This window comes from Amphritea atlantica, from assembly GCF_900111095.1.
Taxonomy (GTDB): domain Bacteria; phylum Pseudomonadota; class Gammaproteobacteria; order Pseudomonadales; family Balneatricaceae; genus Amphritea; species Amphritea atlantica.
In genome coordinates, this window is record NZ_FOGB01000013.1 from 37,496 (window position 1) to 63,911 (window position 26,416).

Annotated in this window: 26 protein-coding genes; 12 read left to right on the forward strand and 14 right to left on the reverse strand. The window is 51.8% G+C overall.

The genetic code is table 11. From position 1 onward, the window contains the following. Positions 1-5: 5 nt before the first annotated feature. From BMY09_RS17270 to pyrC, 4 genes are all read right to left on the reverse strand, one after another. Positions 6-347 carry a hypothetical protein gene (locus BMY09_RS17270; protein WP_205213943.1) on the reverse strand — a complete coding sequence of 114 codons (342 nt, stop codon included), beginning with the start codon at positions 345-347 and terminating at the stop codon, positions 6-8. Positions 348-358: 11 nt separating this feature from the next. Further along, complete coding sequence (locus BMY09_RS17275) at positions 359-865, reverse strand: hypothetical protein (protein WP_091360735.1); 507 nt, start codon at positions 863-865, stop codon at positions 359-361. A 456-nt stretch (positions 866-1,321) separates the two neighbouring features. Next, positions 1,322-2,335, reverse strand: coding sequence for an asparaginase (ansA, locus tag BMY09_RS17280; protein WP_091360736.1), 1,014 nt, complete (start codon positions 2,333-2,335; stop codon positions 1,322-1,324). A 68-nt stretch (positions 2,336-2,403) separates the two neighbouring features. Next, positions 2,404-3,438, reverse strand: coding sequence for a dihydroorotase (gene pyrC / locus BMY09_RS17285; RefSeq protein WP_091360738.1), 1,035 nt, complete (start codon positions 3,436-3,438; stop codon positions 2,404-2,406). 224 nt (positions 3,439-3,662) lie between these two features. Between pyrC and BMY09_RS17290 the strand changes: the two genes are divergently transcribed. Further along, positions 3,663-4,142, forward strand: coding sequence for an Hsp20 family protein (locus BMY09_RS17290; RefSeq protein ID WP_091360740.1), 480 nt, complete (start codon positions 3,663-3,665; stop codon positions 4,140-4,142). A gap of 69 nt (positions 4,143-4,211) precedes the next feature. Further along, complete coding sequence (locus BMY09_RS17295; RefSeq protein WP_091360742.1) at positions 4,212-5,579, forward strand: Do family serine endopeptidase; 1,368 nt, start codon at positions 4,212-4,214, stop codon at positions 5,577-5,579. A 23-nt stretch (positions 5,580-5,602) separates the two neighbouring features. Here BMY09_RS17295 and BMY09_RS17300 read toward each other — a convergent pair whose 3' ends face one another. Beyond that, on the reverse strand, positions 5,603-5,878 hold the full coding sequence (locus BMY09_RS17300) for a GIY-YIG nuclease family protein (protein ID WP_091360743.1): 276 nt from the start codon (positions 5,876-5,878) through the stop codon (positions 5,603-5,605). Beyond that, on the reverse strand, positions 5,878-6,726 hold the full coding sequence (locus BMY09_RS17305) for an alpha/beta fold hydrolase (RefSeq protein WP_091360745.1): 849 nt from the start codon (positions 6,724-6,726) through the stop codon (positions 5,878-5,880). Before BMY09_RS17305 ends, BMY09_RS17300 begins: the two co-directional genes overlap by 1 nt. A gap of 348 nt (positions 6,727-7,074) precedes the next feature. Here BMY09_RS17305 and BMY09_RS22080 point away from each other — a divergent pair, with 348 nt between their 5' ends. Further along, the gene (locus tag BMY09_RS22080; RefSeq protein ID WP_139203214.1) at positions 7,075-7,506 is read left to right on the forward strand and encodes a hypothetical protein; all 432 of its coding nucleotides are present in this window, start codon (positions 7,075-7,077) and stop codon (positions 7,504-7,506) included. A gap of 164 nt (positions 7,507-7,670) precedes the next feature. Here the strand turns inward: BMY09_RS22080 and BMY09_RS17315 are convergent, their stop codons facing one another. From BMY09_RS17315 to BMY09_RS17345, 7 genes are all read right to left on the reverse strand, one after another. Beyond that, a complete protein-coding gene (locus BMY09_RS17315) occupies positions 7,671-8,603 on the reverse strand; it encodes an HDOD domain-containing protein (RefSeq protein WP_091360749.1) in 933 nt (310 codons plus the stop codon). Positions 8,604-8,816: 213 nt separating this feature from the next. Next, positions 8,817-9,725: an HDOD domain-containing protein gene (locus tag BMY09_RS17320; RefSeq protein WP_091360751.1), complete on the reverse strand. Its 909-nt coding sequence runs from the start codon at positions 9,723-9,725 to the stop codon at positions 8,817-8,819. A gap of 175 nt (positions 9,726-9,900) precedes the next feature. Beyond that, complete coding sequence (cysG, locus tag BMY09_RS17325) at positions 9,901-11,325, reverse strand: siroheme synthase CysG (RefSeq protein WP_091360753.1); 1,425 nt, start codon at positions 11,323-11,325, stop codon at positions 9,901-9,903. 142 nt (positions 11,326-11,467) lie between these two features. Then, on the reverse strand, positions 11,468-12,232 hold the full coding sequence (locus BMY09_RS17330; RefSeq protein WP_091360755.1) for a phosphoadenylyl-sulfate reductase: 765 nt from the start codon (positions 12,230-12,232) through the stop codon (positions 11,468-11,470). 19 nt (positions 12,233-12,251) lie between these two features. Beyond that, positions 12,252-12,731 carry a DUF934 domain-containing protein gene (locus tag BMY09_RS17335; protein WP_091360757.1) on the reverse strand — a complete coding sequence of 160 codons (480 nt, stop codon included), beginning with the start codon at positions 12,729-12,731 and terminating at the stop codon, positions 12,252-12,254. Further along, complete coding sequence (locus BMY09_RS17340) at positions 12,715-14,376, reverse strand: nitrite/sulfite reductase (protein ID WP_091360759.1); 1,662 nt, start codon at positions 14,374-14,376, stop codon at positions 12,715-12,717. Before BMY09_RS17340 ends, BMY09_RS17335 begins: the two co-directional genes overlap by 17 nt. Positions 14,377-14,459: 83 nt before the next feature. Then, positions 14,460-15,245 carry a sulfite exporter TauE/SafE family protein gene (locus BMY09_RS17345; RefSeq protein ID WP_091360861.1) on the reverse strand — a complete coding sequence of 262 codons (786 nt, stop codon included), beginning with the start codon at positions 15,243-15,245 and terminating at the stop codon, positions 14,460-14,462. Between the two features lie 368 nt (positions 15,246-15,613). Here BMY09_RS17345 and cysD point away from each other — a divergent pair, with 368 nt between their 5' ends. From cysD to BMY09_RS22460, 9 genes are all read left to right on the forward strand, one after another. After that, positions 15,614-16,531, forward strand: a complete 918-nt coding sequence (gene cysD, locus BMY09_RS17350) for a sulfate adenylyltransferase subunit CysD (protein ID WP_091360761.1) — start codon at positions 15,614-15,616, stop codon at positions 16,529-16,531. 106 nt (positions 16,532-16,637) lie between these two features. Further along, complete coding sequence (cysN, locus tag BMY09_RS17355) at positions 16,638-18,350, forward strand: sulfate adenylyltransferase subunit CysN (RefSeq protein ID WP_091360763.1); 1,713 nt, start codon at positions 16,638-16,640, stop codon at positions 18,348-18,350. Positions 18,351-18,594: 244 nt separating this feature from the next. Beyond that, the gene (rsxA, locus tag BMY09_RS17360; RefSeq protein ID WP_091360765.1) at positions 18,595-19,176 is read left to right on the forward strand and encodes an electron transport complex subunit RsxA; all 582 of its coding nucleotides are present in this window, start codon (positions 18,595-18,597) and stop codon (positions 19,174-19,176) included. 9 nt (positions 19,177-19,185) lie between these two features. After that, complete coding sequence (rsxB, locus tag BMY09_RS17365) at positions 19,186-19,785, forward strand: electron transport complex subunit RsxB (RefSeq protein WP_091360766.1); 600 nt, start codon at positions 19,186-19,188, stop codon at positions 19,783-19,785. Continuing rightward, a complete protein-coding gene (gene rsxC / locus BMY09_RS17370; RefSeq protein ID WP_091360769.1) occupies positions 19,782-22,562 on the forward strand; it encodes an electron transport complex subunit RsxC in 2,781 nt (926 codons plus the stop codon). The genes rsxB and rsxC overlap by 4 nt, the downstream gene beginning before the upstream one ends. A gap of 88 nt (positions 22,563-22,650) precedes the next feature. Beyond that, positions 22,651-23,694, forward strand: a complete 1,044-nt coding sequence (rsxD, locus tag BMY09_RS17375) for an electron transport complex subunit RsxD (RefSeq protein WP_091360770.1) — start codon at positions 22,651-22,653, stop codon at positions 23,692-23,694. After that, positions 23,694-24,347: an electron transport complex subunit RsxG gene (gene rsxG, locus BMY09_RS17380; protein ID WP_091360772.1), complete on the forward strand. Its 654-nt coding sequence runs from the start codon at positions 23,694-23,696 to the stop codon at positions 24,345-24,347. Before rsxD ends, rsxG begins: the two co-directional genes overlap by 1 nt. A gap of 1 nt (position 24,348) precedes the next feature. After that, positions 24,349-25,065, forward strand: a complete 717-nt coding sequence (locus BMY09_RS17385) for an electron transport complex subunit E (RefSeq protein WP_091360774.1) — start codon at positions 24,349-24,351, stop codon at positions 25,063-25,065. A 703-nt stretch (positions 25,066-25,768) separates the two neighbouring features. Further along, positions 25,769-25,897, forward strand: coding sequence for a hypothetical protein (locus BMY09_RS22460; protein WP_261832991.1), 129 nt, complete (start codon positions 25,769-25,771; stop codon positions 25,895-25,897). Between the two features lie 159 nt (positions 25,898-26,056). On the opposite strand, the gene BMY09_RS17390 is transcribed toward BMY09_RS22460, so the two are convergent. Next, positions 26,057-26,347: a DUF6172 family protein gene (locus BMY09_RS17390; protein ID WP_091360776.1), complete on the reverse strand. Its 291-nt coding sequence runs from the start codon at positions 26,345-26,347 to the stop codon at positions 26,057-26,059. Between the last annotated feature and the right edge of the window lie 69 nt (positions 26,348-26,416).

The following is a 26,416-nucleotide window of genomic DNA, read 5'->3' on the forward strand; positions in this document are numbered from 1 at the left end:
TCGCCTCAACCCGGGGGTGTCGACAGGTCCAGGCCGGTTGCTGAACCGATCGCATTCCATAAAACACCGACAACCGCATTCCAGACTTTCTCGATGGTCACCATCAGTAACCCGCGCAGGGTTTTAGCAAAATTGAGTGCCATATCCTCGAGGGAATCGAGAAAGAAATCCTGCAGGTCGGCATCAATATCTCCGGAAATAACGCCAGCGGCAATTAACTGAGCCTGTTTGGCCAGTGCTTTTAGCTGTCGTTCAGAAAACCCGCGCAACACCGTCACATCCTGATTAATCACCTGTGAGGCGGCACTCTTCATATCTTCAACCAGTTGATCAGTATTTATAGACATTATCATCTCCCCTATCTTTCAAGAAAGGATTCATAGGTAATGACCTGATCCATTGACACCACCACATCATTTTTGAATGCTGCCACTGCCCCGGGCTTCAGCCCCGAAGCGCAATCAACCTGCTTCATCTTCGTCAACACCCTGGAGACATGCTCAAGAGAGTATGAGCTGGGGGCTTTCCCACCACTCATGGCAGCAACGCCTTTAGACTCAAGAAACGCGTTGACTTTTTCAGCAACCGAGCTGTCCGGCACAGGGCGTGCACTGGCCTGAATAGCCAGAGCATCGACGGAACCAATGATGCGGTTAAACGTCTTTGCACGCTTATCGCAATCTGCGCTGTTTGTGCCCTCGGCAACCGCGGCAAACAGCTCCATAATGTTGACATTGGTCTGGGTAACACCTTTAAACAGAGCAGAGTCATATTTTGGGGCTAACTGTGCAGCACACCCTGTCAGCAACAGGATCAGCAGTACGCAACCCAGCATCAGCCGGTTATCAGCATTCACTCTCATCATCTTCAATACCTCCTGTAATACTCAGATACGCCACAATGCCGGGCATATCCATTCATGGGTTGTGAGGACACAGGTATGCACGAACCCGGGCCGCTCGTTAATCAACCGGACAGATCCAGGTACTGATATTCATGGGAGTACTCTGTCGGATCTCACCTGTCCTGACGCCAGCCTTAATTCAGCGGCTTCTCACATGTCACAAAAGAGCGGCACGCCATGGATAAGGAGCAGAAAGCGGATGGAGATAGCCCATGGCAACCCCTTTGAGTGTAGCCAAGCACAGGGGCAATGCCATCAGATGTGACGAAAAACTAAACAGATGTTTTGCTGGAGCGATATACTCCGGAAGAGAGCCAGACCACTACCGATATGGATAAACCAGAGCGGTATCACTACCCCATCAGCATAAAATCAGTGTACTGAGTGAGTATTAAAGGGCCTGGGAAAACTGTGAACCTACTGCGCCATCTCGCCACAGAGGCTCTGAATCATCAACCCTTTAACCCGATCTGCAGGCTGAGTGGCCAGCAGAAAGTGCAGTTTGGTAAAAGCAGCTTCCAGGGTCAGATCCCTGCCGGGAATGACACCGATCCGGTTCAGTGTTGCCCCGGTCGCATAAGCGCCCTGACTGACCTGGCCCTGCAGGCACTGAGTAATATTGACGATGGTGACGCCTCGCCGGACGGCATTGTCTAACTCGGCCATCAACTCGCCGTTGGCATCTGGTGGATTACCCGCTCCGTAAGTGTGCAGAACGACACCTTTAACCGCCGGGTTGCTCAGCAGATCCCGGGCTATACGTGCGGAGATACCCGGATAGACCGGCAATATCACCACCGCGTCCGGATTAAAGTCGGGAATTTTAAAATCAGCCGTGCCGCTCTGTAGCAGCAGCTCGGTATGCAGTTCGATATCGATGCCCGCCTGTCCCAGCCAGCCGAAGTTTGGCGAGTCAAAGGCATCTAACGCGCTGCTTTTCAGCTTGCTGGCGCGATTGCCTCGCAGCAGGCGTCCATTAAAGCAGATACAAACCTCTGGAATAGCATCGCCTGCGGCAAACATCAGCGATGACAGCAGATTATCCAGCGCATCGTTACGCAACTGTGCCAGGGGAATCTGCGACCCGGTGACGATCACCGGCTTGTCCATGCCCTGCAACATAAACGACAACATCGATGCGGTATATGCCATGGTATCTGTGCCGTGCAGCAATAAAAAACCATCGTACTGCTGCCAGTGCGCGGTAATGATACCGCCAAGCTCGGTCCAGTGGTGCGGTTGCAGGTTGGCGCTGTCGATCAGCTGTTCCAACTCCAGCACCTCAAACGCCGGTAACTCAGATGCGCCGGTGGTGCGGCGCAGCTGTGCCCGCAAGCGCTGTTCAAAGCCGGCCACCGGTACATAACCCTTTTCAGAGGCCTGCATTCCGATAGTGCCGCCCGCATAGATAATCAATATGTTTCGTTTCATAGCGTTAATTATGACACTGCCGGGATGATATAAAAAAGCCCGGATAGCTCCGGGCCTCGACTGCTTGCTTATGCCTGCAACTTCCAACGGACCTTCTGGCCGGCAAAGAATGGCACGATTGGGCGACCATCCGGCAGGGTAATCTCTTCCGGCAGAGTCCACTCTTCACGTATCAGGGTGATGGTACCCTCATTGCGCGGCAAGCCGTAGAAATCGGCACCAAAGTTACTGGCAAACCCTTCCAGCTTCTCCAGTACTCCCAGCTCTTCAAACACATGAGCATAGAGTTCAATAGCACTCCAGGCACTGTAACACCCGGCACAGCCACAGGCGTTCTCTTTCGCCTCTTTGGCGTGGGGTGCAGAATCCGTTCCGAGGAAGAATTTGGGTGAACCTGACTGCACCATTTGCCGCAGAACCGCCTGATGGGTATTGCGTTTCAGTACCGGCAGGCAGAAATTATGGGGACGCACCCCTCCCACCAGCAGGTCATTACGGTTTAACAACAGATGTTGCGGGGTAATGGTGGCTGCGACATTGTCAGACGCGTCTAGCACAAAGTGCGCCGCATCAGCAGTGGTAATATGCTCAAAAACCACTTTCAACTGCGGGAAACGCGCCACGATTTTACTCATCTTCTGATCAATAAACTCTTTTTCCCGATCAAAAATATCAATATGGTGATCGGTGACCTCACCATGCACCAACAGGGGCATCCCCTGCTCAGCCATCACCTCAAACACCGGATACATAGCCTCCAGATCGGTCACCGCTGCTGCCGAGTTGGTCGTCGCGCCCGCCGGATAGAGCTTGGCAGCAACTACTCCCGCTGCTTTCGCCTGAATAATATCCTCACCGGAGGTCGCGTTAGTCAGATACAGGGTCATCAGCGGTTCAAATGTTGAACCTGATGGACGGGCTGCTTCGATGCGGGTCCTGTAGGCCTGCGCCATCTGTGCATTCACCACCGGCGGCACCAGGTTTGGCATCACAATGGCGCGCTGAAAACAGCGGGCTGTGGCCGGAACGGTTTCCGCCAGCATATCGCCATCACGGAAATGCAGGTGCCAGTCATCGGGGGTACGGATGGTCAGGGTTGTCATAGAGCGGGAATCCTAAACGCTGAGAGTATTGAGTCGGCGTATTATAGCGGTGCAGACGCAGGGCGAAAAGCAAGCAGCAGGTTTTCGCGGTCATCCGCTTAAAAAGACTTGAAAATTTTCCTGCTGATCCCAATTTTAAACAATACCGGAGGGTCGCTTCTCATGGAGGGCCGTCCGGACACTATGTTGATTTATTTTATATCGCTTCTGACGGAGGATATCTTATGAACACAATTGATCTTACTCCTCTCTATCGCAACAGCATCGGCTTTGACCGGCTCGCCTCACTTCTGGATAGCGCTCTGAGCAGCAACACCGTGTCATCCGGCTATCCGCCATACAATATTGAGGCGCTTGACGAGAACAGATACGTTATCTCGCTGGCGGTAGCGGGCTTTGAAAAATCAGATATTGATATCACAGTTGATCGTGATCTGTTGATCATTAAAGGATCAAAACCCGAAGACGAGAACCGAAAATATCTCTACCAGGGGATAGCACACCGCACCTTCGAGCGAAAATTTGACCTTGCCGAGCATATTGAGGTGAGCGGCGCAGAAATGGAAAATGGTCTGTTGAAAATCTCTCTGGTTAAGGAGATTCCCGAGGCGATGAAGCCAAAAGAGATACCGATCAGTGATACCAGTGATGCTCCGCCGCAATCGCTGAATCATCAGCCTGAAACGATAGACCAGGCACACTGACAGATAACCCGGCTCAGCTTTCTACCGGAAAGCTGAGCCATTCATGATCACAACCAACGGATATTCTCCATGGCAAATCAGTTAACTGCGATCATCCTGTTACTAAGCTGCCTGATCTGCAGCCAGACTGCATCAGCCGGCCTGCCGGTAAGCCTGCCTGACCAGGGTCCGCTGCCATCCCTTGCGCCGATGCTGGAAAAGATCAATCCGGCAGTTGTCAATATCGCCACCTACTCCACCCAGGTGAACCGTTACAATCCACTACTGAACGATCCCTTTTTCCGCCGTTTTTTTAATTTCCCGGATGCTCAGTTTAAACAGTATCAGCAGCCGGAAAGGCAGCAACAAAGTGCCGGTTCCGGAGTCATCGTCAATGCCAGTGAAGGCGTTGTGATCACCAATTACCATGTAATCAAAGGTGCGGATGAGGTGCAGGTGAGTCTGATTGATGGCCGAAGTTTTGCCGCTGAGGTCATCGGTACCGACCCGGAACTGGATATCGCCATGTTGAGAATTGAGGCAGAACACCTCTCAGAGGTGAGTATTGCCGATTCATCTGCGGTACGGGTCGGCGATTTCGTAGTCGCTATCGGCAACCCTTTCGGGCTGGGACAGACCGTCACAACCGGCATTGTCAGTGCCATTGGTCGCAGCGGCCTGGGTATCGAAGGGTATGAAAACTTTATTCAGACCGACGCATCAATCAATCCGGGCAACTCTGGCGGAGCGCTGGTCAACCTGAGGGGAGAGCTGGTGGGGATCAATACCGCCATTATCGCTCCCGCAGGAGGCAATGTCGGCATCGGCTTCGCAATTCCGGCCAATATGGTCAACGCCAGTATGCGACAGTTACTCGCCTATGGCGAGGTAAAGCGCGGCGATATTGGTCTTGCCGTTCAGGATATTACACCGCAACTATCGGAAGCGTTTAATCTCAAAAATGGTCAACAGGGGGTCCTGATCACTCAGGTAGATGAGCACTCACCTGCCGCTGCTGCCGGTGTCGAACCGGGGGACATCATAACCCGGATCAACGGCACCAAAACCGGGTCATCTGCCCATTTCCGCAGCCAGATATCGATGTCCGCAATCGGGGATATGCTCAGGCTGGACATTCTGCGGCAGAACAAAACACTGAAGATCGGCGTCAAAGTGGTCGCCCGGGAAGACCTGTCCTACAGCGGAAAAAGTCTCCATCCGCTGCTGGAAGGCGCCCAGTTTGAAAACAATCCCGAAGGCGGTGTCGTGGTATCCGCAGTGAAGCCCAACTCCCCCGCAGCCTACAATGGTCTTCGTCCGGACGATATTTTAGTCAGTGCTAACCGGATCGCACTGCACGATATTGAAACCCTGCGTCGGGCGCTGAGTCATGACCGCTCATCAGTCCTGCTGAAAATCATCAGGGATAATGTATCGCTGTTTCTGGTGATCCGTTAAGTAAACCCGATGCTGCAGGCGGCCTACTGACCAACCGCAGACTGGAGCAGTTTAAGCTTGGCAGAACGGGACAGCGCTTTGATCTGTGCTTCCCTTTTGCACGCTACTGAACGGTTTTCGCAGGGTTCCCTGTAGGCCAGACTGACCGGACGACGGGCCCGGGTATACCTGGCCCCCAAGCGGTCACTCAGGTTATGCTCCTTAATCCGGCGGTCGGTGTCGGTTGTCACGCCGGTATAAAGTGAACCATCGGCACAACGCAGAATATACACATACCAACAGGAGGATGGGGCTGACATCAGAGATAATCCAGCTTACTCATATCCAGATCAACCCCGTCCATTGAGGCGAGAAAATTCAGCAAGATCAGATTAACCTGATCGGGCTGCTCCAGCGTCGGCATATGACCGGCATTTTCAATCAGGGCCAGTTGACTGCCCGGTATAAGATCATGCTGAGCCTGAGCATCAGATACCGGATAGGCGGAATCATTTTCACCCGTAATGATCAATGTCGGACAGCCTATCGCTGCAACGTCTTCAAGCATCGACTGACGCTGAAACAGAACCCGTCCCAGACTGACTAAACCACGAATCTGTTCAGGTTCAAGAAACATCAGATCAAAGCGAAACGTTTCCACCACCGCAGGGTAAAGCACCTGAGCCTCTTCACTGAAATAGATCTGCACAATGCTATCCAGCAGTTCAGGTGTGAGCTCCACCTGCGTCTCAACCGTATCAATCAGCTGCAGATACTGCTGCTTTTTAGTAACCGTTTCATCGCTCAGACTCGATCCAATCAGCACCAGACTGGCAACTGCATCCGGGTATTTCATCGCCAGCTTCGCTCCCCAGAGCCCGGCGGTCGACATCCCCAACACACTATAACGATCGATATTAAGATGCTGCATCAGTTGATGGTGGTCTTCAGCGAGGCTTTCGATACTGAGGCCGCTTTCACTCACCACCTGTGATTGACCATGGGACCAGAGATCCGGCACTATACAGCGGAAATGTTCTGACAGCGATTGCAACTGACGGGCCCAGACTCGGCTATCCCAAAGAAAACTGTGCCCCAGAAGCAGAGGAAATCCGCTTCCCTGATCGAGATAATGCAATTCCCGGTCATTGACTGTAAAACTGGGCATGGTGTTTCCTTGTGCTAAAATGAACCGCTACCGGCGCTAAAAAGTGCGTTCTAATATAAAGAAGTTGTACCCATAACAAAAGCAATACTCTGCTTAAAAAGAGGGCTTACTGCCCAGAACAGGTAATAACAACAGCTATCATAAAAACAGTGAACCACTGTCAGCAATTTATCTGATTCTGATCACCCTGAACCGGCTGTATGCCGATCTGAACAGGTTGAAACAGGTTATTAGTAGTGACGCGACCACAATCAGGTAAAAGAAACTGAGTTCCCCTCCGGGGTGCTGGCCGATACACTGTGAAAAAACCTGATAAATTATCCAATAAAACTGAACTCCGGACCCCTGATGAGCCACACAACTTTCGGTACTATTGTAGTATCAGCCATGCTTCTGGCAGGATGCTCCAACCCGGTTAAACCGGCACACGAGGAATATTCCGGTAGCGGCGGGATGACCCAGTGGAATATTGATCCCATCGTATACCTCTATCATTATCAGCATGGATTCACCGGCAGCGATGCTCTGGGTTACGATGAGCAGTTGCAAACCGTCTGGTCCCGCCTCGGTGCGGCCGTCACCTGTAATATCCGCTATAACAAACAGGATATGATCCAGCGACTGATGCATCGGTTTGGCGAGAAAGCGATCACTCACGAACTGAACGGTATCGGCTTCCATAGCGTGCAAAGCCGTAAAGTTCCTGACTTTTGCAACCCTTCAAGGATAAAGAATATCACCTCAGCGTTGCAACGATATAGCAGAGGCCAGTTCGACTGAATACATACCTGATCTCATCTACTGGCGGACTCTGAAAGTCATCAATGCCCGGCCATGCCCCCGGGATTCTGCAGCAGCAATTTAAAGCGCCGGGTTCTGTGGATACCCGTTACCCTCTATACCCCGTTAACACTGGCGGTGGATATTATCTATCGGGGCTATCACTACTCTGTCAGGGATTCTGTCAGCTCGGGCATGGACAACACCGCTTCACACTGTTCGGTAATTCTGGGGAGCTCAGCCGCCAGTTTGTCGATGGGAAAATCGATTTCAGGCCAGTCACTCTTAATACAATGTTCTGAAATATTCCCCCTGAGCAGAGTGTGGGACCAGGCTTGCCACTCTGGATTTTTGAGCGTCATGACACTGAGAAAATCGGCAAACTGCAGTAGCGTCAGCAGTTGCCTGACAGGTAAGGAAAGCTCATCACACTGCCAGAAGTCACTTTGATGGTGCAATAACAATGTCTTGGTAAGCGAATCCGGCAAGCGCCATTGCCGGGCGACAAGACAGCCCAGCTCAGTATGGTTGAAGCCAAATTGCTGATCTTCCAGGTCATTCAGCTCATCAGGTGAGTCCCACCCCGTCTGATCAATTAATTCAACCGTATCCGCAGCTATCTGTAACATAATGAACCGGCCTAAATCATGAATTAAGCCGCTGATGTAAGCCAGTTCAGGATTAACGTTAAAATCAGTGGTATGTTCAGCCAGAAACTGGCACATCCGGGCGGTTTCGACTGAGTGACGCCAACACATCGTAATTCCAGGTCGGGTGACCTCAAGAAACGGAATTTTAACAAGCGTTTTCATCAGCTCCAGGGTTTTGAAAACACCAATCCGCTCCAGTGCGTGCTCAAGATTATAGACCGGCTTATCCTGACCCTGTGGCATGGCGTGCGCGTATGAAAGCACCCTGGCAGCCAGGGGCGGGTATTGCTCTGCTAACGCCGCAACTTTGATATAAAAATCAACTGAGTCACAACTCAACTGCTTCAGTTCATCAATAACCGAAGGGGCTATTGGCAGGTATTCAATCTCATCATTAACAAAATCAAGATTGATTAACTTTTGATACTGGGCGCTATTCTTGTTCATTTGCTCCCCCCTTCTACTGAGACTGGCTGTAAAGCGTTTCGTTCTCCAGGAGTAACAACAATGACTCACTCAACCATGCTCACCAGAAGCGATTGAGGAGTGATTGACAACTGACAAGCGTAACAATCGAAATGAGTTAACAGTATATAAAGACTAGCTTAAACCATTCACTTCGCCGCAAAAATAGGAAAAAGTCTTAATAAGGATACACTCTCAGGCGGTGCCTGCTTTGAGCAGCACCGCCTGACACTGTTCAGAGATTGCCGGCAGCTGCGCCACCAGTTTATCGACAGGGAAGTCGACCTCTGGCCAGTTTTTATGTATACAGAATCCGCAGATAGCCCCTTTTAGCTGAGTGGAGGACCAGGCCGGCCATTCCGGATTTTTTATCAAAAAAACACTGAGAAAATCAGCAAACTGAACAATCGTCAACAGTTGCTTAAAGGGCACCGAGACGGAATCATAGCGCCACAGATCATAATCATGATGCAGCCGTAACATACTGGTGAGGGTGCGGGGAAGGTTCCAGTGCTGCGCGGCCAGATAACCCACTTCGGCATGGGTAAATCCATAAGTTTGCTGCTCTACATCGGAAAGCTCTTCCGGAGAGTTCCAACCCTTTGTATCCACCACTTCAACCGCTTTAACGGCGATCTGCAGCAGCACAAAGCGGCCTATATCATGGAGTAAACCTGCCATATAGGCCAGATCGCTACTAACATTGAAGCCCGGGGTATTCTGTGCCAGAAAGCGGCTGAACCGGGCCGTCTCAAGGGAGTGCCGCCAACCAATTTTATGTCCAGGGCTGGTCGGTTCAAATACCGGTACTGCCGTCAACTCCTGCATCAGCGCCAGTGTATTGAAAACCCCCATCCGCTCGAGCGCTTTCTCAATATTATAAACCGGCTTCAAAGGACCACAGGGAACCCTGTGCGCAGCAGAAAGCACCTTTGCCGCCAGTGGCGGATCCTGTTCGGCAAGCTCTGCCACCTTGGAATAGAAATCGATAGCATCATGACTCAGCGTACTCAGTTGCTCAACCACAAAGGGTATCAGAGGCAGATTATCAATTCGGTCTTTTACAAAATCGAGTGTAAATATCCGTTTACGATCCTCATCCATCGTTATCACCTTCGGGTTCGTCAATAGCAGGTACTGATACGCTCACCCGCCACAGGCTCACAGTATAAGTTATTATATTTGTTGTTAATTATACACTCAGGTTATCGGCCACTCAGTCAGAAATTACAGTCTGACACCGACCGGACTTCACACTATCGGATCGGCCAACCCGCCATTAGTGAGCATCCGGCAAAATCAAACCATGATTATGCAGAACCTCTTCGCCAAACCAGGCCAGATTTTCATGCAACTGCACCACTTCACCGACTATAATCAGTGCGGGAGCCGGTAGCTGAGCCTGGTTCTGGAGTTCAGGCAGGCTCTCTAATGTACCGGTCAGCACCTGCTGATCAGCCCGGGTACCATTTGAGACTATCGCGGCGGGTGTCTCTGCAGATTTGCCGTGGGAAATGAGTTGTTCACACAGTGCGCTCAGGGTATGTAACCCCATATAGAAAACGATGGTTTGATTTGGATGAACCAGCTCATCGAAATTAAGATCTGAAGTGCGGTTTTTCAGCTGTCCGGTCACCAGCTTAACTGACTGAGCGTAATTGCGGTGAGTCAGTGGAATACCCGCATAGGTTGAACAGGCACTGGCAGCGGTAATACCGGGCACCACCTGAAAGGGGATATTATGCTGTTTCAACGTTTCCAGCTCCTCCCCTCCCCGGCCGAAGATGAATGGATCACCGCCCTTAAGCCGCAACACCCTGCGTCCCTGAAGCGCATGTTTTACCAGCAGTTCATTAATACCGGCCTGCGGCAGAGTATGATTATCACGGCGTTTTCCAACAAAGATACGATCTGCATCGCGGCGACACAGATCAACAATGGCAGGTGAAACCAACTGATCATAGAGCACGACATCTGCTTGCTGCATCAGCCTGAGCGCCTTGAAAGTCAGTAGTTCCGGATCACCGGGACCGCCCCCCACCAGATAGACCTCTCCCACCTGATGCTCAGGATCGGCGGTCTCCAGCGCAGTTTCCAACAGTGCACGGGCTTCACGATCCCGCCCGGCAAATACTTTCTCAGCAATCTGCCCCTGCAACACCTTCTCCCAGAAAATACGGCGGCGTTCTACACTGCTAAACGTCGCTTTAACCTGTTGCCGGAACTGTCCCACCAGCCTCCCCAGCCGACTGTAGCCCTGTGGAATCCAGGTTTCCAGTTTAGCCCGGAGTAACCGGGCCAGCACCGGCGACTCCCCCCCGGAGGAGATACCGATCACGATCGGGGAACGGTCAACAATAGCCGGAAAAATGAAGGTGCACAGAGGCTGATTATCAACAACATTCACAGGAATATGGCGCGCAACCGCATCTAAATGAACCCTTTCGTTGAGCTGATCATCATCGGTGGCAGCAATCACCAGATAAGCCTCATCCAGCAGGGCGGGATGGTATTCGCCAATAATCACCTGCCCGTTGTGCAGCTCGATCAGCTCGACAAGTTCAGGTTCCACCTGATGCGCCACCACAATAACCCGCGCACCCGCACGGGTCAGCAAGGTTGCTTTACGCAGGGCAACCTGTCCGCCGCCGACCAGCAGGGCCGTCCGATCATTCAGCTTAAAAAATAATGGCAGGTAATCCAATGTGTCATCCTCTGAAAAGCGGCTGGGTTAACCGGTGAAAAAGCAGCGTTCAACATAGCCCCTATTTTAAAGACGCTCTGTTGAAAAGATAGCAGAAAAGAGCCCGCTGGTAGCGGGCTCTTGGGTTATCTCAGTGAGAGATCTATTTTGGCAGGAAGTCCATCACATTGACCGGTTTGGCCTGCTCCTGGTCTGCGGCGGGAGTTGCCGGATGCAAACCACATTCCCGGGTTTCCGGGTTTTCCCACCACCAGCGCCCAGCCCTGACATCCTCGCCGACAGCAATGGCGCGGGTACAGGGGGCACAACCAATACTGGGATAGTGCTGATCATGCAGCTCATTGTAGGGCACTTTATGGGCGTGGATATAGGCCCACACCTCTTTTTCAGTCCAGTCCGCCAGGGGATTGAACTTATCGATGCCGTTACCCTCATCAAACTCTTTAAAACCAATCTCATCGCGGGTAACTGACTGCTCCCGGCGCAGACCGGTAATCCAGGCATCCCGTGCAGCCAAAGCCCGTTTCAGGGGCTTAATCTTACGTACAAAACAGCACCCCTTGCGCATCTCCTGACTTTCATAGAAGGCATTGACACCATTTTTCCGCACATACTGCTCGACATCCGCCGCCTCAGGGTAGTACACCTCAACCGTCAGATTGCGATACAAAGCCTGAACATCGGTCAGTAGCTTTAATGTTTCTTCGGGTAAACGACCAGTATCCAGCACAAACATGCCGATCTGCGGTGTATGTTTGCTGATCAGGTCGGTAATCACTACGTCTTCCGCCCCCAGACTGTTGGCAAATACAACCTTTCCTTCTGCATACTCCGCAGCGGCCTGCTGCAGTACAGAGATCGTATGGGCTATCTTCGCTTCGAGTTCAGTGGTTATTGGTTCGCTCATCACTATGGTCCCTGATCAGTTACTGACGAAAAATGGGTCGTTCATCATCAGCGCAGCCCTGATAGTGGACCGGGATCTCACCAAAGGCGCTGGTAATATCATCGCTGTAACGGTCAGCAGGAATCGCAAACGCATCAAAGCCACAGCGTTCCATATATTCCAGGCGGTCACGGGTGACATCACCTTCAGCGCGCAACTGTCCGATAAACCCTGAACGACGCAGGATTCGGGCAAAACTAAAACCCCGACCATCAGTAAAGGCCGGAAACTCAATTGCTATCAGAGAGAGCTTATCAAGATTCTGAAGCAACAGATTCAGATCCTGATCGCCGTTGATACGCACACCAAGTTTACCCTCAGCGCTCAACAATGCTTCGCTATGTTCAGCAAACAGCTCATAGGGCACAACAATATCTTCATTGAGATGCGCGGAAAAATCAGCTTCGTCAACCAGCAACCAACTGTCTTCGGTAACGGCACGATTAATTAACAGTGGCATAAACTCTCTCCTTAAACGGATCAAGACCGATGCGGCGTACGGTCTCGATAAAACGTTCATCTTCAAAGCGGTTTTCTACATACACCTGCAGAATCTTCTCAACCGTATCGGCCACTTCAGCCTGAGGCACCGCTTTACCAATGATCTTACCCAGAGTGGCATCTTCCCGGGATGAACCGCCCAGAGTGATCTGGTAAAAATCTTCACCACCTTTATCAACCCCCAGAATACCGATATGGGCAACATGGTGGTGGGCGCAGGCGTTAATGCAGCCAGACATGTTCAGTTTGATATCACCGATATCGTAGAGGTAATCCAGATCATCAAACTTTTCGTTGATCTGCTCAGCGACCCCCAGTGTATGGGCATTTGCCAGGGAGCAGAAATCAAACCCCGGGCACACGATCATGTCGGTCAGGGTACCGATATTCGGACGGGCCAGATTCAGATCACGTAGCGACTGCCACAGGGTGTAAAGATCACCGGCAGCAACATGAGCAAACACCAGGTTCTGATCGTGTGTACTGCGGATCTCTCCAAAGTTATAGGTATCAGCAAGATCAGCCACCGCATCCAGCTGCACATCGGTAATATCGCCTGGTGGCTTAAGATGGGGCTTCAGCGAAATAACAACCGCACGGTAACCAGTAACCTTATGCTCCCGGGTGTTACGCTCATACCAGGCACGGAAATCAGCATTGTCTTCCAGCTGATTTTCCAGCACCGAGAGGCCATCTACCGCATCAGCTGCATATGGATGGGGCTCAAAGTACCCCTTAATCTTAGCGATATAGTCATCGGTCAGAGCCAGCTCGGTGCGACGAATGATCTCCCACTCTGCATCAACCAGCTTTCTGAACTCATCGATACCCAGCGCATTAACCAGTATCTTGACACGCGCTTTGTATTTGTTATCACGACGACCATTGAGGTTATAGACCCGCAAAATTGCTTCAAGATAGGTCAGCAGATCCTGCTGTGGCAGGAATTCACGGATCACTTTACCGATGACCGGTGTACGACCCAGGCCGCCACCCACCAGCACTTCAAAACCCGTCTCTCCGGCAGCGTTCTTCACCAGATGCAAACCGATATCATGCACCCGGGAAGCTGCACGATCTTCCGGACCGCCGGTCACCGCAATTTTGAATTTACGGGGCAGATAAGCAAACTCAGGATGCAGGGTGGTCCACTGCCGAATCATCTCACACCATGGCCGTGGATCTTCTATCTCATCCGGAATAACCCCGGCGAAATGGTCCGTAGTGGTATTTCGCAGACAGTTACCACTGGTCTGAATCGCGTGCATCTGCACTTCCGCCAGTTCTGCCAGAATATCAGGCACCTCTTCCAGCTTCGGCCAGTTCAGCTGAACATTGGTGCGGGTGGTAAAGTGGGCGTAGTTTTTATCATATTTACGGGTGATATCAGCCAGCTTGCGCACCTGAACAGAGTTCATCAGACCATACGGCACGGCAATACGCAGCATCGGAGCCTGACGCTGAATGTAAAGGCCATTCATCAGACGCAGGCCACGGAACTCCTCATCGGGAATTTCACCTGCCAGAAAACGGCGGGTCTGATCGCGATATTGCTCGACCCGCGCATTGATCAGATTCTGATCCTGTTCATTATATTGATACATCGTATATTAACGCCGGCTAACCGGCCCTCACCCTTTTAAAAATTAAAATTCAGAAATTCAGTATTACGTCTGCAAACCACGGCTCAACCGGCCAGTACAAAACGCATGCCGATCGCCAGTAACAGGGTTCCCATAATTGGCTGGATCACCCGGGGAGACAATTTACTGCCAAAGTGACTCCCCAGAAATACCCCCGGCAGCGAACCAATCACCAGACAGAGCAGCAACCAGAGATCGACATTCCCCATGGTGTAGTGGCCCGCTCCGGCGATACCGGTCAGAACCACGGCATGCACCAGATCGGTTCCCACCAGCGTCTGCATACTCATCCGCGGATAGAGCAAAATCAGTAACGCGGTGCCCAGCGCACCCGCCCCCACGGAGGAAAGTGTCACCAGGCCACCGAGAACGACACCCATCATCAGCGTCACATAGGGGCGGTAGCGACGCCCATGCTTTTCAAACCGGGTGCCTTCGAGTTTCACTACCGACGCACGGATCCTGGCACGAAAAAACACCGCCACTGAGGTCAGCACCAACGACACACCCAGCGTGATGTTCATCAGGTGCTCAACTTTTTCCAGACCACCAAGCCCATCAAGATAGTGCAGGGTCATTAATGCACCGGGGATACTACCACCCAGCAGGAAAAACACCACCCGCCACTCAACCAGTTTCTTGCGGGCATAGGAGATGCTGCCACCGAACTTGGTTATCGCCGCATACAGCAGATCTGTACTCACCGCCGTGACCGGAGGGATGCCAAAGCCCACAATCAGAATAGGTGTCATCAGAGCACCGCCCCCTATTCCGGTCAGACCGACAATAAAACCAACCACCAGGCCGGCAAAGCTGTATGCTATTTCCATCAACGTTCTCAGCTGCCATCGAATAAACAGAACCATCATATTTCAGACGGATCACCGCAAAATCAGAATGAGCTATAATAGCGGCCACCTCTTATAACGCAAAATAATAATTATTAATTTGTTAATTCTTTTTTGATCTAAGAAGAGTTCTCAACGGACACCCGGCACAGATATGACCAAACCCATCTCACATATTCCAAAAAGCTATTAAAACATTCCAACATATTCTTTTTGATTTTAAAGATAGATCTGCCATAATGGCCGCCAATAATTAGGTAGCGTGCGTTTTATGCCAACCGACTCTGAAAGACGGAGGCAAAGCCACGCTGTCATAACATTTATCAGCTATGTGGAAAGAGTTAATCACTATGAGCCAATTGCCGGAACACAGACTGACACATCTGCGTCAGCTGGAAGCAGAAAGCATTCACATTATTCGCGAAGTAGCATCGGAGTTCGAAAACCCGGTCATGCTTTACTCCGTCGGTAAAGATTCCGCCGTAATGTTGCATCTGGCCCGCAAAGCGTTCTATCCGGGCAAGCCTCCTTTTCCGCTGATGCATGTTGACACCACCTGGAAATTCAAAGAGATGATCAGCTTTCGTGACAAGATGGCAGAAGAAGCCGGTATGGATCTGATTGTACATGTCAACCAGGAAGGCGTTGATATGGGCATCAGCCCCTTTACCCATGGCTCGAAAAAGCACACTGACATCATGAAAACTCAGGGCCTGAAGCAGGCGCTGAACAAATACAAATTCGATGCTGCCTTTGGTGGTGCCCGCCGCGATGAGGAGAAGTCCCGCGCCAAAGAGCGGGTGTTCTCCTTCCGTGACAAAAACCACCGCTGGGATCCGAAAAGTCAGCGGCCAGAACTGTGGAACACCTTCAACACCCGCATCGATAAAGGTGAAAGCATCCGTGTATTCCCTCTCTCCAACTGGACCGAGCTGGATATCTGGCAGTATATCTACTTGGAGAGCATCCCGATTGTACCGCTCTACTTTGCCGCTGAACGCCCAATAGTGGTCCGCGATGGCGTTGAGATCATGGTGGATGACGAACGTCTGCCACTGGAAGAGGGTGAAGTGCCTGAGATGAAGATGGTGCGTTTCCGTACCCTCGGCTGCTACCCGCTGACTGGAGCCGTTGAATCATCAGCCCAGACTCTGCCCGAGATCATTCAGGAGATGCTGCTGACCACCACATCGGAGCGTCAGGGCCGGGTAATCGATAATGACAGCGCGGGATCGATGGAGCAGAAGAAGATGGAAGGTTACTTCTGACACTGTTGCCACAGACGCTAACCCATTCATTCAGTTGTAGCGGTTACTGTCTTTCCAGACTATCAGTGACTGCACTGTACAGAATTTAAGAATACGGAATACAATCATGAGTCATCAGTCCGATCTGATCGCCAGCGATATCGAAGCTTATCTGGCACAACATGAAAACAAAGAGCTGCTGCGCTTTCTCACCTGCGGTAGCGTAGATGATGGTAAATCGACCCTGATCGGTCGTCTGCTGCACGATTCTAAAATGATCTATGAAGATCAACTGGCAGCACTGCACTCAGATAATGCCAAAGTCGGCAATGCCGGAGAAGAGCTGGATCTGGCACTGTTGGTCGATGGTTTACAGGCCGAACGCGAACAGGGCATCACTATCGATGTGGCCTACCGCTACTTCTCGACCGACAAACGTAAGTTTATCATCGCTGACACCCCTGGGCATGAGCAGTACACCCGCAACATGGCTACCGGTGCGTCGACCTGCGATCTGGCCATCATTCTGATCGATGCCCGCCATGGTGTGCAGGTTCAGACTAAGCGGCACAGCTTCATCGTCTCTCTGCTGGGCATCAAACATACCATCGTCGCAATCAATAAGATGGACCTGGTGGACTACAGCGAAGCCCGCTATGAAGAGATTAAGCAGGACTACCTTAAGTTCGCCCAGGACCTGGATCTGAAAGATATCCACTTCGTACCATTATCCGCTTTGAAAGGCGATAACGTTGTTAACCTGAGCGAACATATGCCCTGGTATAATGAAGCGCCTCTGATGCAGTATCTGGAAACGATTGAGATCGCCAATGACCAGAACTTCGATCAGCTGCGCTTTCCGGTTCAGTATGTTAACCGCCCTAACCTGGATTTCCGTGGTTACTGCGGCACCCTGGGTTCCGGTGTTGTCCGCCCCGGCGATGCCATTACTGTGCTGCCATCGGGCAAGAGCAGCCGGGTAAAATCGATTGTCTCTTTTGAGGGTGAATTGCAGGAAGCCTTTCCACCGATGGCGGTGACCCTGACACTGGAAGATGAGATCGATATCAGCCGTGGCGATATGATCGTACACAGCAGCGATAATGTCCGCGTCAGCAACCGCTTCGATGCCATGGTTGTGTGGATGGCCGAGCAGGAGCTGATGCCTGGCCGTCAATATGATATCAAGATGGCAACCCAGACTGTTGCGGGGGGGATCAGCAGCATCCGTCACTGTGTTGATGTTAATACGCAGCAACAGCACCCAGCAGCTACGCTGAAACTGAATGAGATTGGCCGTTGTGAAATAACCCTTGAACGCCCGGTAGTGACTGATAATTACCGCGCTCACCACACCACCGGATCATTTATCATCATTGACCGTCTGACCAATATCACGGTTGCCGCGGGCATGATTGCAGCTGACGATGTTGATAACAGTGCAGTCAGCGATCATCTGGTCACCACCAGCAGCGCCATCAGCAAACAGGACCGAGAGCGCCGCTTCGGCCAGAAAGCGATTACCCTGGTGATTCAGGGTGGTTCTCAGGAGCAGCGAAACACACTGCTGTACACCACCGAGCGTCAACTGTTCAATCAGGGACGTGCCGTCGCCGTACTGAACAGGGAAACCGCTGAAGATGCGGGTCGGATAGCCAGTCTGTTCAACAACAACGGGCTGCTGGTGCTGACCGATGTTACATCGGCCCTGCCTGAAGGAACTCTGACTGTCGATCTGGATGGTGCGGCAGCGGACCTCAGCCTGAACGCAACGGCACAAGCCATCTCTGCACAGGCTAATGCTATTCTGGAACTGTTGCGGGAAAACGGCGCTATCTGACCCGCGCTGATTCAGATTTCAGATGTTCCGGGCCTTTTTCTGTTCAGGCCCGGACAGTCATTCAACCAGGACGGGCTGGAGGTTTCGGCCAGACCGTCCGGTTTTTATGACGCAGGTGCAGAAAAATTGAGGCACATCAACCATAAAGCTATACCGGAAAGCCTCCAAAATCGGTAAACTTTAGAACTTTCTAATTTTAAGGCAGTTCCGGTATTCTGATACCGGTGATGATGTAACAAATCTTATGACTGATTATCTGCTAATAATTATCAGCACTGTTCTGGTAAATAACTTCGTACTGGTTCAGTTTCTCGGACTGTGCCCCTTTATGGGCGTGTCCAATAAACTGGAAACAGCGATGGGGATGTCACTGGCCACCACCTTTGTGCTAACCCTTTCATCGATTTGCAGTTATCTCGTATACACCTACCTGCTGGCGCCGCTGGATCTGACCTACCTCAAAACCATCTCCTTTATTCTGGTGATTGCGGTGGTAGTGCAGTTTACCGAGATGGTGGTGCGAAAAACCAGCCCGCTGCTCTACAAACTACTGGGGATCTTTCTCCCCCTGATCACCACCAACTGTGCCGTTCTGGGTGTGGCACTGTTAAATATCAAAAAGATGAACGGCTTTATCGAGTCGATCGCTTATGGGTTTGGTGCCGCGGTGGGTTTTTCCCTGGCACTGATTCTGTTTTCCGCTATGCGGGAGCGCATCACTGTGGCTGATGTGCCGGGTCCATTCCAGGGTACCGCCATCGGCATGGTGACTGCGGGCCTGATGTCACTCGCCTTCCTCGGTTTTACCGGCCTGGTTCAGTTTTAAGGAGTTACCGTGAGCGCTGTATTAATTGCCGTGCTGGTATTGTTAGGACTGGGCCTGGTATTCGGTATTCTGCTGGGCTACTCCTCAATCCGCTTTAAAGTCGAAGGCAACCCTCTGGTTGACCAGGTCGATTCTCTGCTGCCGCAGACCCAGTGTGGTCAGTGCGGGCATCCGGGTTGCCGCCCCTATGCTGAAGCGATCGTCAATAATGATGAGGCCATTAACAAATGCCCTCCCGGTGGTCAGGGCACTATCGAAGCGCTGGCCGATCTGCTGGATGTAGAGGCTATTCCACTGGACGCTGAACACGGCGAAGAACAGATCAAAAAGGTCGCCTACATCCGCGAAGATGAGTGTATCGGTTGTACCAAGTGTATTCAGGCCTGCCCGGTTGACGCGATTCTCGGTGCGGCAAAACAGATGCACACCGTGATTGTGTCCGAATGTACCGGCTGTGATCTCTGTGTCGAGCCCTGCCCTGTTGATTGTATTGATATGCTACCCATCGAAACCACGCTGAACAGCTGGCAGTGGCCAGTACCCAAATCCGGTGTTGAACTGATCGCCACCGACCGCAACCCCGGTATTGCACTGGAGGCTGACAGATGAAAAACACAGTCAAAGTGCATGGTTTCCATGGCGGTATCCACCCCCCTGAAAATAAGAAGCAGTCTACCGGGGCCCCGATCTCAATAGCTCCACTGCCTTCACGGGTGATACTGCCGTTGCAACAGCATATCGGCCTGCCCGCGGAACCGGTTGTCAGTGTTGGTGACAAGGTCTTAAAAGGCCAGTTGGTTGCTGAAGCGGTTGGACGGATCAGTGCTAATATTCACGCCTCGATCTCCGGTACCGTGGTCGCGATAGAGCCCCATCCGGTCCCGCATATGTCGGGGATGGAAGCGGGTTGCCTGATCATTGAATCCGATGGTCGGGATGAATGGATTGAACATCAGGGGCTGGAGGATTATACCCAGTTGCCAAAACAGGAACTGATCGAGTATATCCGTCGGGCGGGAGTTGCCGGTATGGGAGGCGCTGGCTTTCCTACCGATGTAAAACTGCATCTGGGCGACGATCATATTGTTAACACCCTGATCATCAACGCCGCTGAGTGTGAACCCTACATCACCGCTGACGATATGCTGATGCGGGAGCGGGCCGAGGAGGTGCTGGGCGGTATTGAGATCATCGCACATCTGCTGAAACCGCTGCATATTATGGTCGGTATTGAGGATAACAAACCGCAGGCCATCCGTGCCCTGCATGCGGCCCTGGATAACAGTCCTCTCAACCTGGATATCGTTATCACCCCTACCAAATACCCCTCGGGTGGTGAAAAACAGCTGATCAAGCTGCTAACCGGAGTAGAAGTCCCCAGCGGCAGAATTCCGGCAGATGTCGGTATTGTCTGTCAGAATATCGGCACCACTACCGCAATCTACCGGGCAGTGATCCATGGCGAACCCCTGATCTCGCGCATCGTCACTGTGACCGGCCAGGCGGCTGGCCACAAGCAAAACTATGAGGTACGTATCGGCACCCGTTTCGCGGATCTGCTGGATCACTCTGAAGTGAGACGCGAACAGATGCATCGCCTGATTGTCGGGGGCCCGATGATGGGTATCACTGTGATCAATGAGCAGATTCCGGTGATTAAAACCACCAACTGCCTGATCGCAGGCACCATCGAAGAGATGCCCCCGCAACCCCCGGCTCAAGCCTGCATCCGCTGTGGCATGTGCGAGCAGGTATGCCCGGCAGAGCTGTTGCCGCAACAACTGCACTGGTTTGCTAAAGGCAAAGAGTTTGATAAAGCCCGCCATCATAACCTGTTCGATTGTATTGAATGTGGCGCCTGCTCATACGTCTGCCCAAGCAATATTCCGCTGGTACAATATTACCGCTTTGCTAAAGCGGAGATCCGCAAAGAGGATGAGGAACAGCGTAAAGCCGACCATGCCAGGATCCGCTTTGAAGCCCGCTTAGAGCGCCTTGAACGGGAAAAAATAGAGAAAGAAGAACGCCGTAAACAGCGTGCAATTGAAGCGGCTGCAGCGCAGGCAGCAAAAAAAGATGCCGCGTTGAACATCGCCTCATCATCCGCTGGCAACCGCCCTGCTGCGGCATCCGTTCCTGACCTGAAACAGCTGAAAAGCAATGCAGCTATCGCCCGCACTAAGCTTAGAAAAGCGGAGAAAGCACTGGCCAACGCCCAGGAAAAAGGCCTCGACGGTATTGAGACGCTGCAGGCCACCCTGCAACAGCTACAGGTTAAATCAGAGCAGGCAGAAAAAGCCTATGCTGATGCCCAGAACGCTCCGGCTTTGCAGCAAACCCCGACCGCACCAGTGACCGACATTAAACAGCTGAAGAGTCATGCCGCCATCGCGCGTACCAAGCTGAAGAAAGCGGAGAAGCAACTGGCGGCGGCACAGGAAACCGGGGACGGTGATATCGATACGCTGAAAGCTCAGGTCGCTGAACTACAGGCCAAAAGCATCGCCGCTGAAAAAGCCTATAGTGAAGCGGAAAGCGGTAACAGCCCGGTCACAACTCCCGGTATTGATACAACTGAACTGGAAGCGGATATCGCCGCGCTGCAGAGCAAAGTCGACAAAGCAGAGAATGCCTGGAAAGCAGCGGTAGAATCTGGCAGCCCGGCTGCCGATAAGATGGCCGCAGGGGTCGAGAAACTGAAAGATAAGCTGAAAGCGCTGCAGGATGAACTGGCAACGGCCCGCGCCTCAGCTTCGGCAGCTCCGGCGACGACAGTCGACAGTACCGCACTGGAAGCCGATATAATGGCAATGCAGTCCAAAGTCGACAAAGCAGAGAACGCCTGGAAAGCAGCGGTTGAATCTGGCAGCCCGGCTGCCGACAAGATGGCCGCAGGGGTCGAAAAACTGAAAGATAAGCTGAAAACGCTGCAGGATGAGCTGGCACAGATAAACGCCGGTTCAACAGCAAAAGCAACGTCAGACTCCGGGACAGAAGCGCACGTCAGTATCAAAGAGCTGAAACAGCAGGTGTCGATTATGCGCACCAAACTGAAAAAGGCGGAGAAGCTGCAGGCTGAACTGCCGGAGGGAGAGAAAGACCCCGCTCTGGACGCTGAAATAGCTGAACTGAGAGCCCGCCATGATGCCGCGCAGGCGCTGTTTGATGCAGCCGAAGCGGAAAAAGCCGCCGCGGCTGCACAACAGGGTATCGACCTGAAACAACTTAAGATCGATGCGGCCATGGCACGGGCGGCAGTCACCAAGGCTGAGCGGGCACTGAGTAAAGCGGAGCAGGATCATAAGCAGACGCTCGAAGAGGAGCTTCTGGCAGCCCGGGCTGAGGCAGAAAAACTGAATTCGACGCTGGAACGTTTTTCAGAATAACATTGAACCATTATTAACCAGACGTTTGACAGAAACGTCGCTAATAACCCGTTTCTATTCAATAAAGCGGCAGACCTGAGTACATAGAATGGCACTGATCCGAATCACATCACCCCACGCTCACCGCGCCGGCAGCACCGGCAACGTGATGCTAACGGTGCTGATTGCAACCCTCCCCGGGCTGGCTGCACTGACCTTCTTTTTTGGCTGGGGCTCCCTGATTCAGATAATCTGGGGGACCTTGCTGGCCGTGGCCATGGAGGCTGCGATTGTCAGACTGCGTAAGCGACCTGTCAGTTTCTACCTGACCGACTACAGTGCCGTTGTTACGGCGGTACTGCTGGGACTGGCGCTGCCTCCGTTTGCCCCCTGGTGGGTGATGACGGTGGGCATCATCGTTGCAATTGTCATTGCCAAGCAGCTGTATGGTGGTATGGGCAACAACCCGTTTAATCCCGCTATGGTCGCCTACGCCCTGCTGTTAGTTTCGTTTCCGGTACAGATGACCAGTTGGGCTGCGCCATTTGTCATGACCGGTGAGGGTTGGTCGGTACTCTCTCTGGGGGATACCCTGAGTGCTATTTTTGGCAGTGCAGGCACCGCAGTTGATGCCCATACCATGGCGACACCGCTGGATGTTATGCGTCACCGGGGTGGATTTACCACCGAAGAGATGTGGGTTGAAAATGCACTGCTGGCCAACGGCATCGGGGCCTGGCATGCGGTCAGTGCCGCCTATTTTATGGGGGGTGTCTTTCTGCTGTACAAAAAGATCTTTACCTGGCACACCCCGGTGGCGATGCTGGGAAGCCTGACGATTATCTCCACGCTGTTTTTCCTGCTGATGCCGGATCAGTTCCCTGATCCCTTCTTCCACCTGACTGCCGGAGCGACCATGCTGGGAGCGTTCTTTATCGCTACCGACCCGGTCACTTCCGCCACCAGCAACCGGGGTAAACTCTGGTTTGGTGCTGGCATCGGTCTGCTGATATTTGTTATCCGCAGCTGGGGTAACTACCCGGATGCGGTCGCCTTTGCGGTCCTGCTGATGAATCTCTGTGCCCCCTTTATCGATCAGTACACTCAACCCCGCAGCTACGGCCATGCAAAACCCAACCGGGGGATGAAGTAATGGAGATGTTGACTGCTATCCGTAACAGCGCTCTGGGACTGAGCATCTTTGCCGTCATCACTTCTGGCGCCATCGCACTGACTCAGGTGTCGACCAAATCTCAGATTGAGATCAATGAGCGGGAAGCACGGGCAAAAGCCCTCTATCAGATCATTCCGAAAGAGAGCATTGATAATAACCTGCTGGAAGATACCGTTGAGATCAGCGACCCGGCCCTGACCGCCAGCAATCAGCCCGTTGAAGCATTCCGGGGACGCCGTAATGGGCAGGTGGTCACCGTGATCATCCCGGTGACAGCACCCGATGGTTACACCGGCAACATCAATATGATTGTTGGCATCAATGCGGATGAATCCGTCGCCGGTGTCCGGGTCCTTGCCCATAAGGAAACCCCGGGGCTGGGCGATAAGGTCGAACTGAAAAAATCTCGCTGGTTACTCAGCTTTGACGGCCAGCGTTATGAAGGGGATGATGATCCGACCTGGGCGGTGAAAAAAGATGGCGGACGCTTCGATCAGTTTACCGGAGCGACCATCACCCCCCGTGCGGTAGTTAACGCAACTGCCCGGGCAATTCACTATTTTCGTGAACACAAAACTGCACTGCTGGAAACCCGGTCAGATCTGAACGCCACAGCGGCGGGAGCTGAATAATATGGCCAATGATTATCGTAAAATAACCCTCGACGGGCTCTGGGACAATAACCCTGCTCTGGTACAACTGCTTGGCCTCTGTCCGCTTCTGGCAGTCACCGGCACTGTGGTCAATGCGATAGGACTGGGGCTGGCCAGCACCATTGTGCTGATGGGCTCCAACCTCTCTATCTCAATGTTCCGTAAGTTTATTCCGGAATCGGTACGCCTGCCGGTATTTGTTATGATTATCGCCTCATTCGTTACCTGTATTGAACTGTTGATGCAGGCCTTCACTTATGAGCTGTACACCATCCTTGGCATCTTTATCCCGCTGATCGTGACCAACTGCGCCATCATGGGCCGGGCTGACGCTTTCGCCATTAAAAATCCGGTCGGTGCATCCCTGCTGGATGGGGCGATGATGGGTCTTGGCTTTACCTCGGTACTGGTGGTGCTCGGCGGTATGCGTGAAATACTGGGACTGGGCACCCTGTTCAGTGATATGCAACTGCTGTTCGGCCCGGCGGCTGAAAGCTGGAAGCTGGTGATTCTGGATGACTATGTTGGCTTCCTGTTTGCCATCCTGCCACCAGGAGCGTTTGTCGGTATGGGGCTGTTGATCGCTCTGAAAAACATTATCGACAAGCGCCTGGAAGAGCGCCGGAAACAGCCTGCTACTCCCGTTGAACCCAGTGGCGAATCGCGCCGTGTCCGGGTAACGGGGAACATTTCGTAACCTCTAAAGCTGCAATAAAACAGCTTCATGGCGGTTAAGAGCAGCCTCAAAAAAGCGACGATATCGTCGCTTTTTATATATCCTAAACCAGTAAGTTAAATACCGAGCTGCGCTATCACTTCATTTATCGTTTTTTCAATCTGCTGTTTAAGAGCCCTATCAATCATACGTTGTTGTTCAGCGGTTAAACCTGTCCACAACACAGGTAACTCTGTAATCTCCAGTTCTGTAACGACCTGTTTATAAAAAGCACTCCCCTGATTAGACCCTTTAAAATATGGGCTAATATTAAGCGCTACATAAACAATTGGTTTTTTCTTCGCTCCCAGGAAAGATCGTTGATACGCACCATAGCCATAGGTATCCGGAAAGCGATACGTATCTCAAAGAGAAAAGAGCCAGAGAGGCCCTCAGCACCACAACATAGCGCACTGATCCGCTCATTGACTGATACAAAAGCGAAGCCCGGCTATATAAACAAACCCGGACTCTAACAGTGGTAACACTTCCACTCTGGCCGTGCTATTATGGTCTGTCTTTCCTGCACATATTCCTAATCTCCTCTGTGTAGCCTCGGCTAAGTTCCAAAACATCAATACCCTGTACTCCCCGGTTACATACTGATCTTGCTGTTGTTTCTTCGATTAAAAACAGTTAGCTACAGCCTACCTGCTGAGTATTTAATATTTTCTGGAGCACTAAAATGAGCAAAGATAAGAACAGTAAGAAAGAGTCTAAGAAAAAGCCTCTCATGACTCAGAAAGAGAAGAAAACGGCCAAAAGAGAGAAAGGAGAATCTGTAGGTTTACTGGGTGAGCACCGGAGTCATTAATTTACTATACCGTACTGACCTCTGCTGTAATAAGGGATACCTGAGCAAAGGCCTGATCCACCGGATCTGACTTATTGCAGATAATTCCTGCTTAAACAGCAGGACAAAAAAAAAGCGACCCTGTGTCGCTTTTTTTAATTCTATAACGGGAGATTACGCTTACTCCCGGTTTTTACTACGAAAACCGGGCTTTGCCAGAATCTCCAAATAAAATGAGTCTTGCTGATTGGCTTCAACTTCAGAGATTTTTTTATTGATCTCAGCCAGATGAACCGGTTCGCTACTGGCTTCATCAAGGCCGAAGCGACAATCGAAATCCCAAAAATCAGCATTCTCAGGTAGCGCCTTATTGCGCTCTCTTTTTAAATATTTTTTAACTTCGTGCTTAATAGCATCGACGCGTCTTGGAACGGTGAGCTTGGGATGCGTTAAGTGAAACGTCTTTTTCATTATGATTCCAAAAGGGTGGCTGGTATATCTGCTCGATACCATTTAGTCATGCGGCTATACATATGAGAT

What these genes read in the sequence shown, in the direction of transcription:
- rsxD (WP_091360770.1), top strand. Translation starts at nt 22,651, where the DNA reads ATGGCACTGATCCGAATCACATCACCCCACGCTCACCGCGCCGGCAGC.
- BMY09_RS17295 (WP_091360742.1), top strand. Translation starts at nt 4,212, where the DNA reads ATGGCAAATCAGTTAACTGCGATCATCCTGTTACTAAGCTGCCTGATC.
- pyrC (WP_091360738.1), bottom strand. Translation starts at nt 3,438, where the DNA reads ATGACAACCCTGACCATCCGTACCCCCGATGACTGGCACCTGCATTTC.
- cysD (WP_091360761.1), top strand. Translation starts at nt 15,614, where the DNA reads ATGAGCCAATTGCCGGAACACAGACTGACACATCTGCGTCAGCTGGAA.
- rsxG (WP_091360772.1), top strand. Translation starts at nt 23,694, where the DNA reads ATGGAGATGTTGACTGCTATCCGTAACAGCGCTCTGGGACTGAGCATC.
- BMY09_RS22080 (WP_139203214.1), top strand. Translation starts at nt 7,075, where the DNA reads ATGAGCCACACAACTTTCGGTACTATTGTAGTATCAGCCATGCTTCTG.
- BMY09_RS17305 (WP_091360745.1), bottom strand. Translation starts at nt 6,726, where the DNA reads ATGCCCAGTTTTACAGTCAATGACCGGGAATTGCATTATCTCGATCAG.
- BMY09_RS17385 (WP_091360774.1), top strand. Translation starts at nt 24,349, where the DNA reads ATGGCCAATGATTATCGTAAAATAACCCTCGACGGGCTCTGGGACAAT.
- BMY09_RS17345 (WP_091360861.1), bottom strand. Translation starts at nt 15,245, where the DNA reads ATGGAAATAGCATACAGCTTTGCCGGCCTGGTGGTTGGTTTTATTGTC.
- BMY09_RS17335 (WP_091360757.1), bottom strand. Translation starts at nt 12,731, where the DNA reads ATGCCACTGTTAATTAATCGTGCCGTTACCGAAGACAGTTGGTTGCTG.
- BMY09_RS17300 (WP_091360743.1), bottom strand. Translation starts at nt 5,878, where the DNA reads ATGTCAGCCCCATCCTCCTGTTGGTATGTGTATATTCTGCGTTGTGCC.
- BMY09_RS17340 (WP_091360759.1), bottom strand. Translation starts at nt 14,376, where the DNA reads ATGTATCAATATAATGAACAGGATCAGAATCTGATCAATGCGCGGGTC.
- ansA (WP_091360736.1), bottom strand. Translation starts at nt 2,335, where the DNA reads ATGAAACGAAACATATTGATTATCTATGCGGGCGGCACTATCGGAATG.
- BMY09_RS17390 (WP_091360776.1), bottom strand. Translation starts at nt 26,347, where the DNA reads ATGAAAAAGACGTTTCACTTAACGCATCCCAAGCTCACCGTTCCAAGA.
- BMY09_RS22460 (WP_261832991.1), top strand. Translation starts at nt 25,769, where the DNA reads ATGAGCAAAGATAAGAACAGTAAGAAAGAGTCTAAGAAAAAGCCTCTC.
- BMY09_RS17330 (WP_091360755.1), bottom strand. Translation starts at nt 12,232, where the DNA reads ATGAGCGAACCAATAACCACTGAACTCGAAGCGAAGATAGCCCATACG.
- BMY09_RS17290 (WP_091360740.1), top strand. Translation starts at nt 3,663, where the DNA reads ATGAACACAATTGATCTTACTCCTCTCTATCGCAACAGCATCGGCTTT.
- BMY09_RS17275 (WP_091360735.1), bottom strand. Translation starts at nt 865, where the DNA reads ATGATGAGAGTGAATGCTGATAACCGGCTGATGCTGGGTTGCGTACTG.
- rsxC (WP_091360769.1), top strand. Translation starts at nt 19,782, where the DNA reads ATGAAAAACACAGTCAAAGTGCATGGTTTCCATGGCGGTATCCACCCC.
- BMY09_RS17270 (WP_205213943.1), bottom strand. Translation starts at nt 347, where the DNA reads ATGTCTATAAATACTGATCAACTGGTTGAAGATATGAAGAGTGCCGCC.
- BMY09_RS17315 (WP_091360749.1), bottom strand. Translation starts at nt 8,603, where the DNA reads ATGAACAAGAATAGCGCCCAGTATCAAAAGTTAATCAATCTTGATTTT.
- cysN (WP_091360763.1), top strand. Translation starts at nt 16,638, where the DNA reads ATGAGTCATCAGTCCGATCTGATCGCCAGCGATATCGAAGCTTATCTG.
- rsxA (WP_091360765.1), top strand. Translation starts at nt 18,595, where the DNA reads ATGACTGATTATCTGCTAATAATTATCAGCACTGTTCTGGTAAATAAC.
- BMY09_RS17320 (WP_091360751.1), bottom strand. Translation starts at nt 9,725, where the DNA reads ATGGATGAGGATCGTAAACGGATATTTACACTCGATTTTGTAAAAGAC.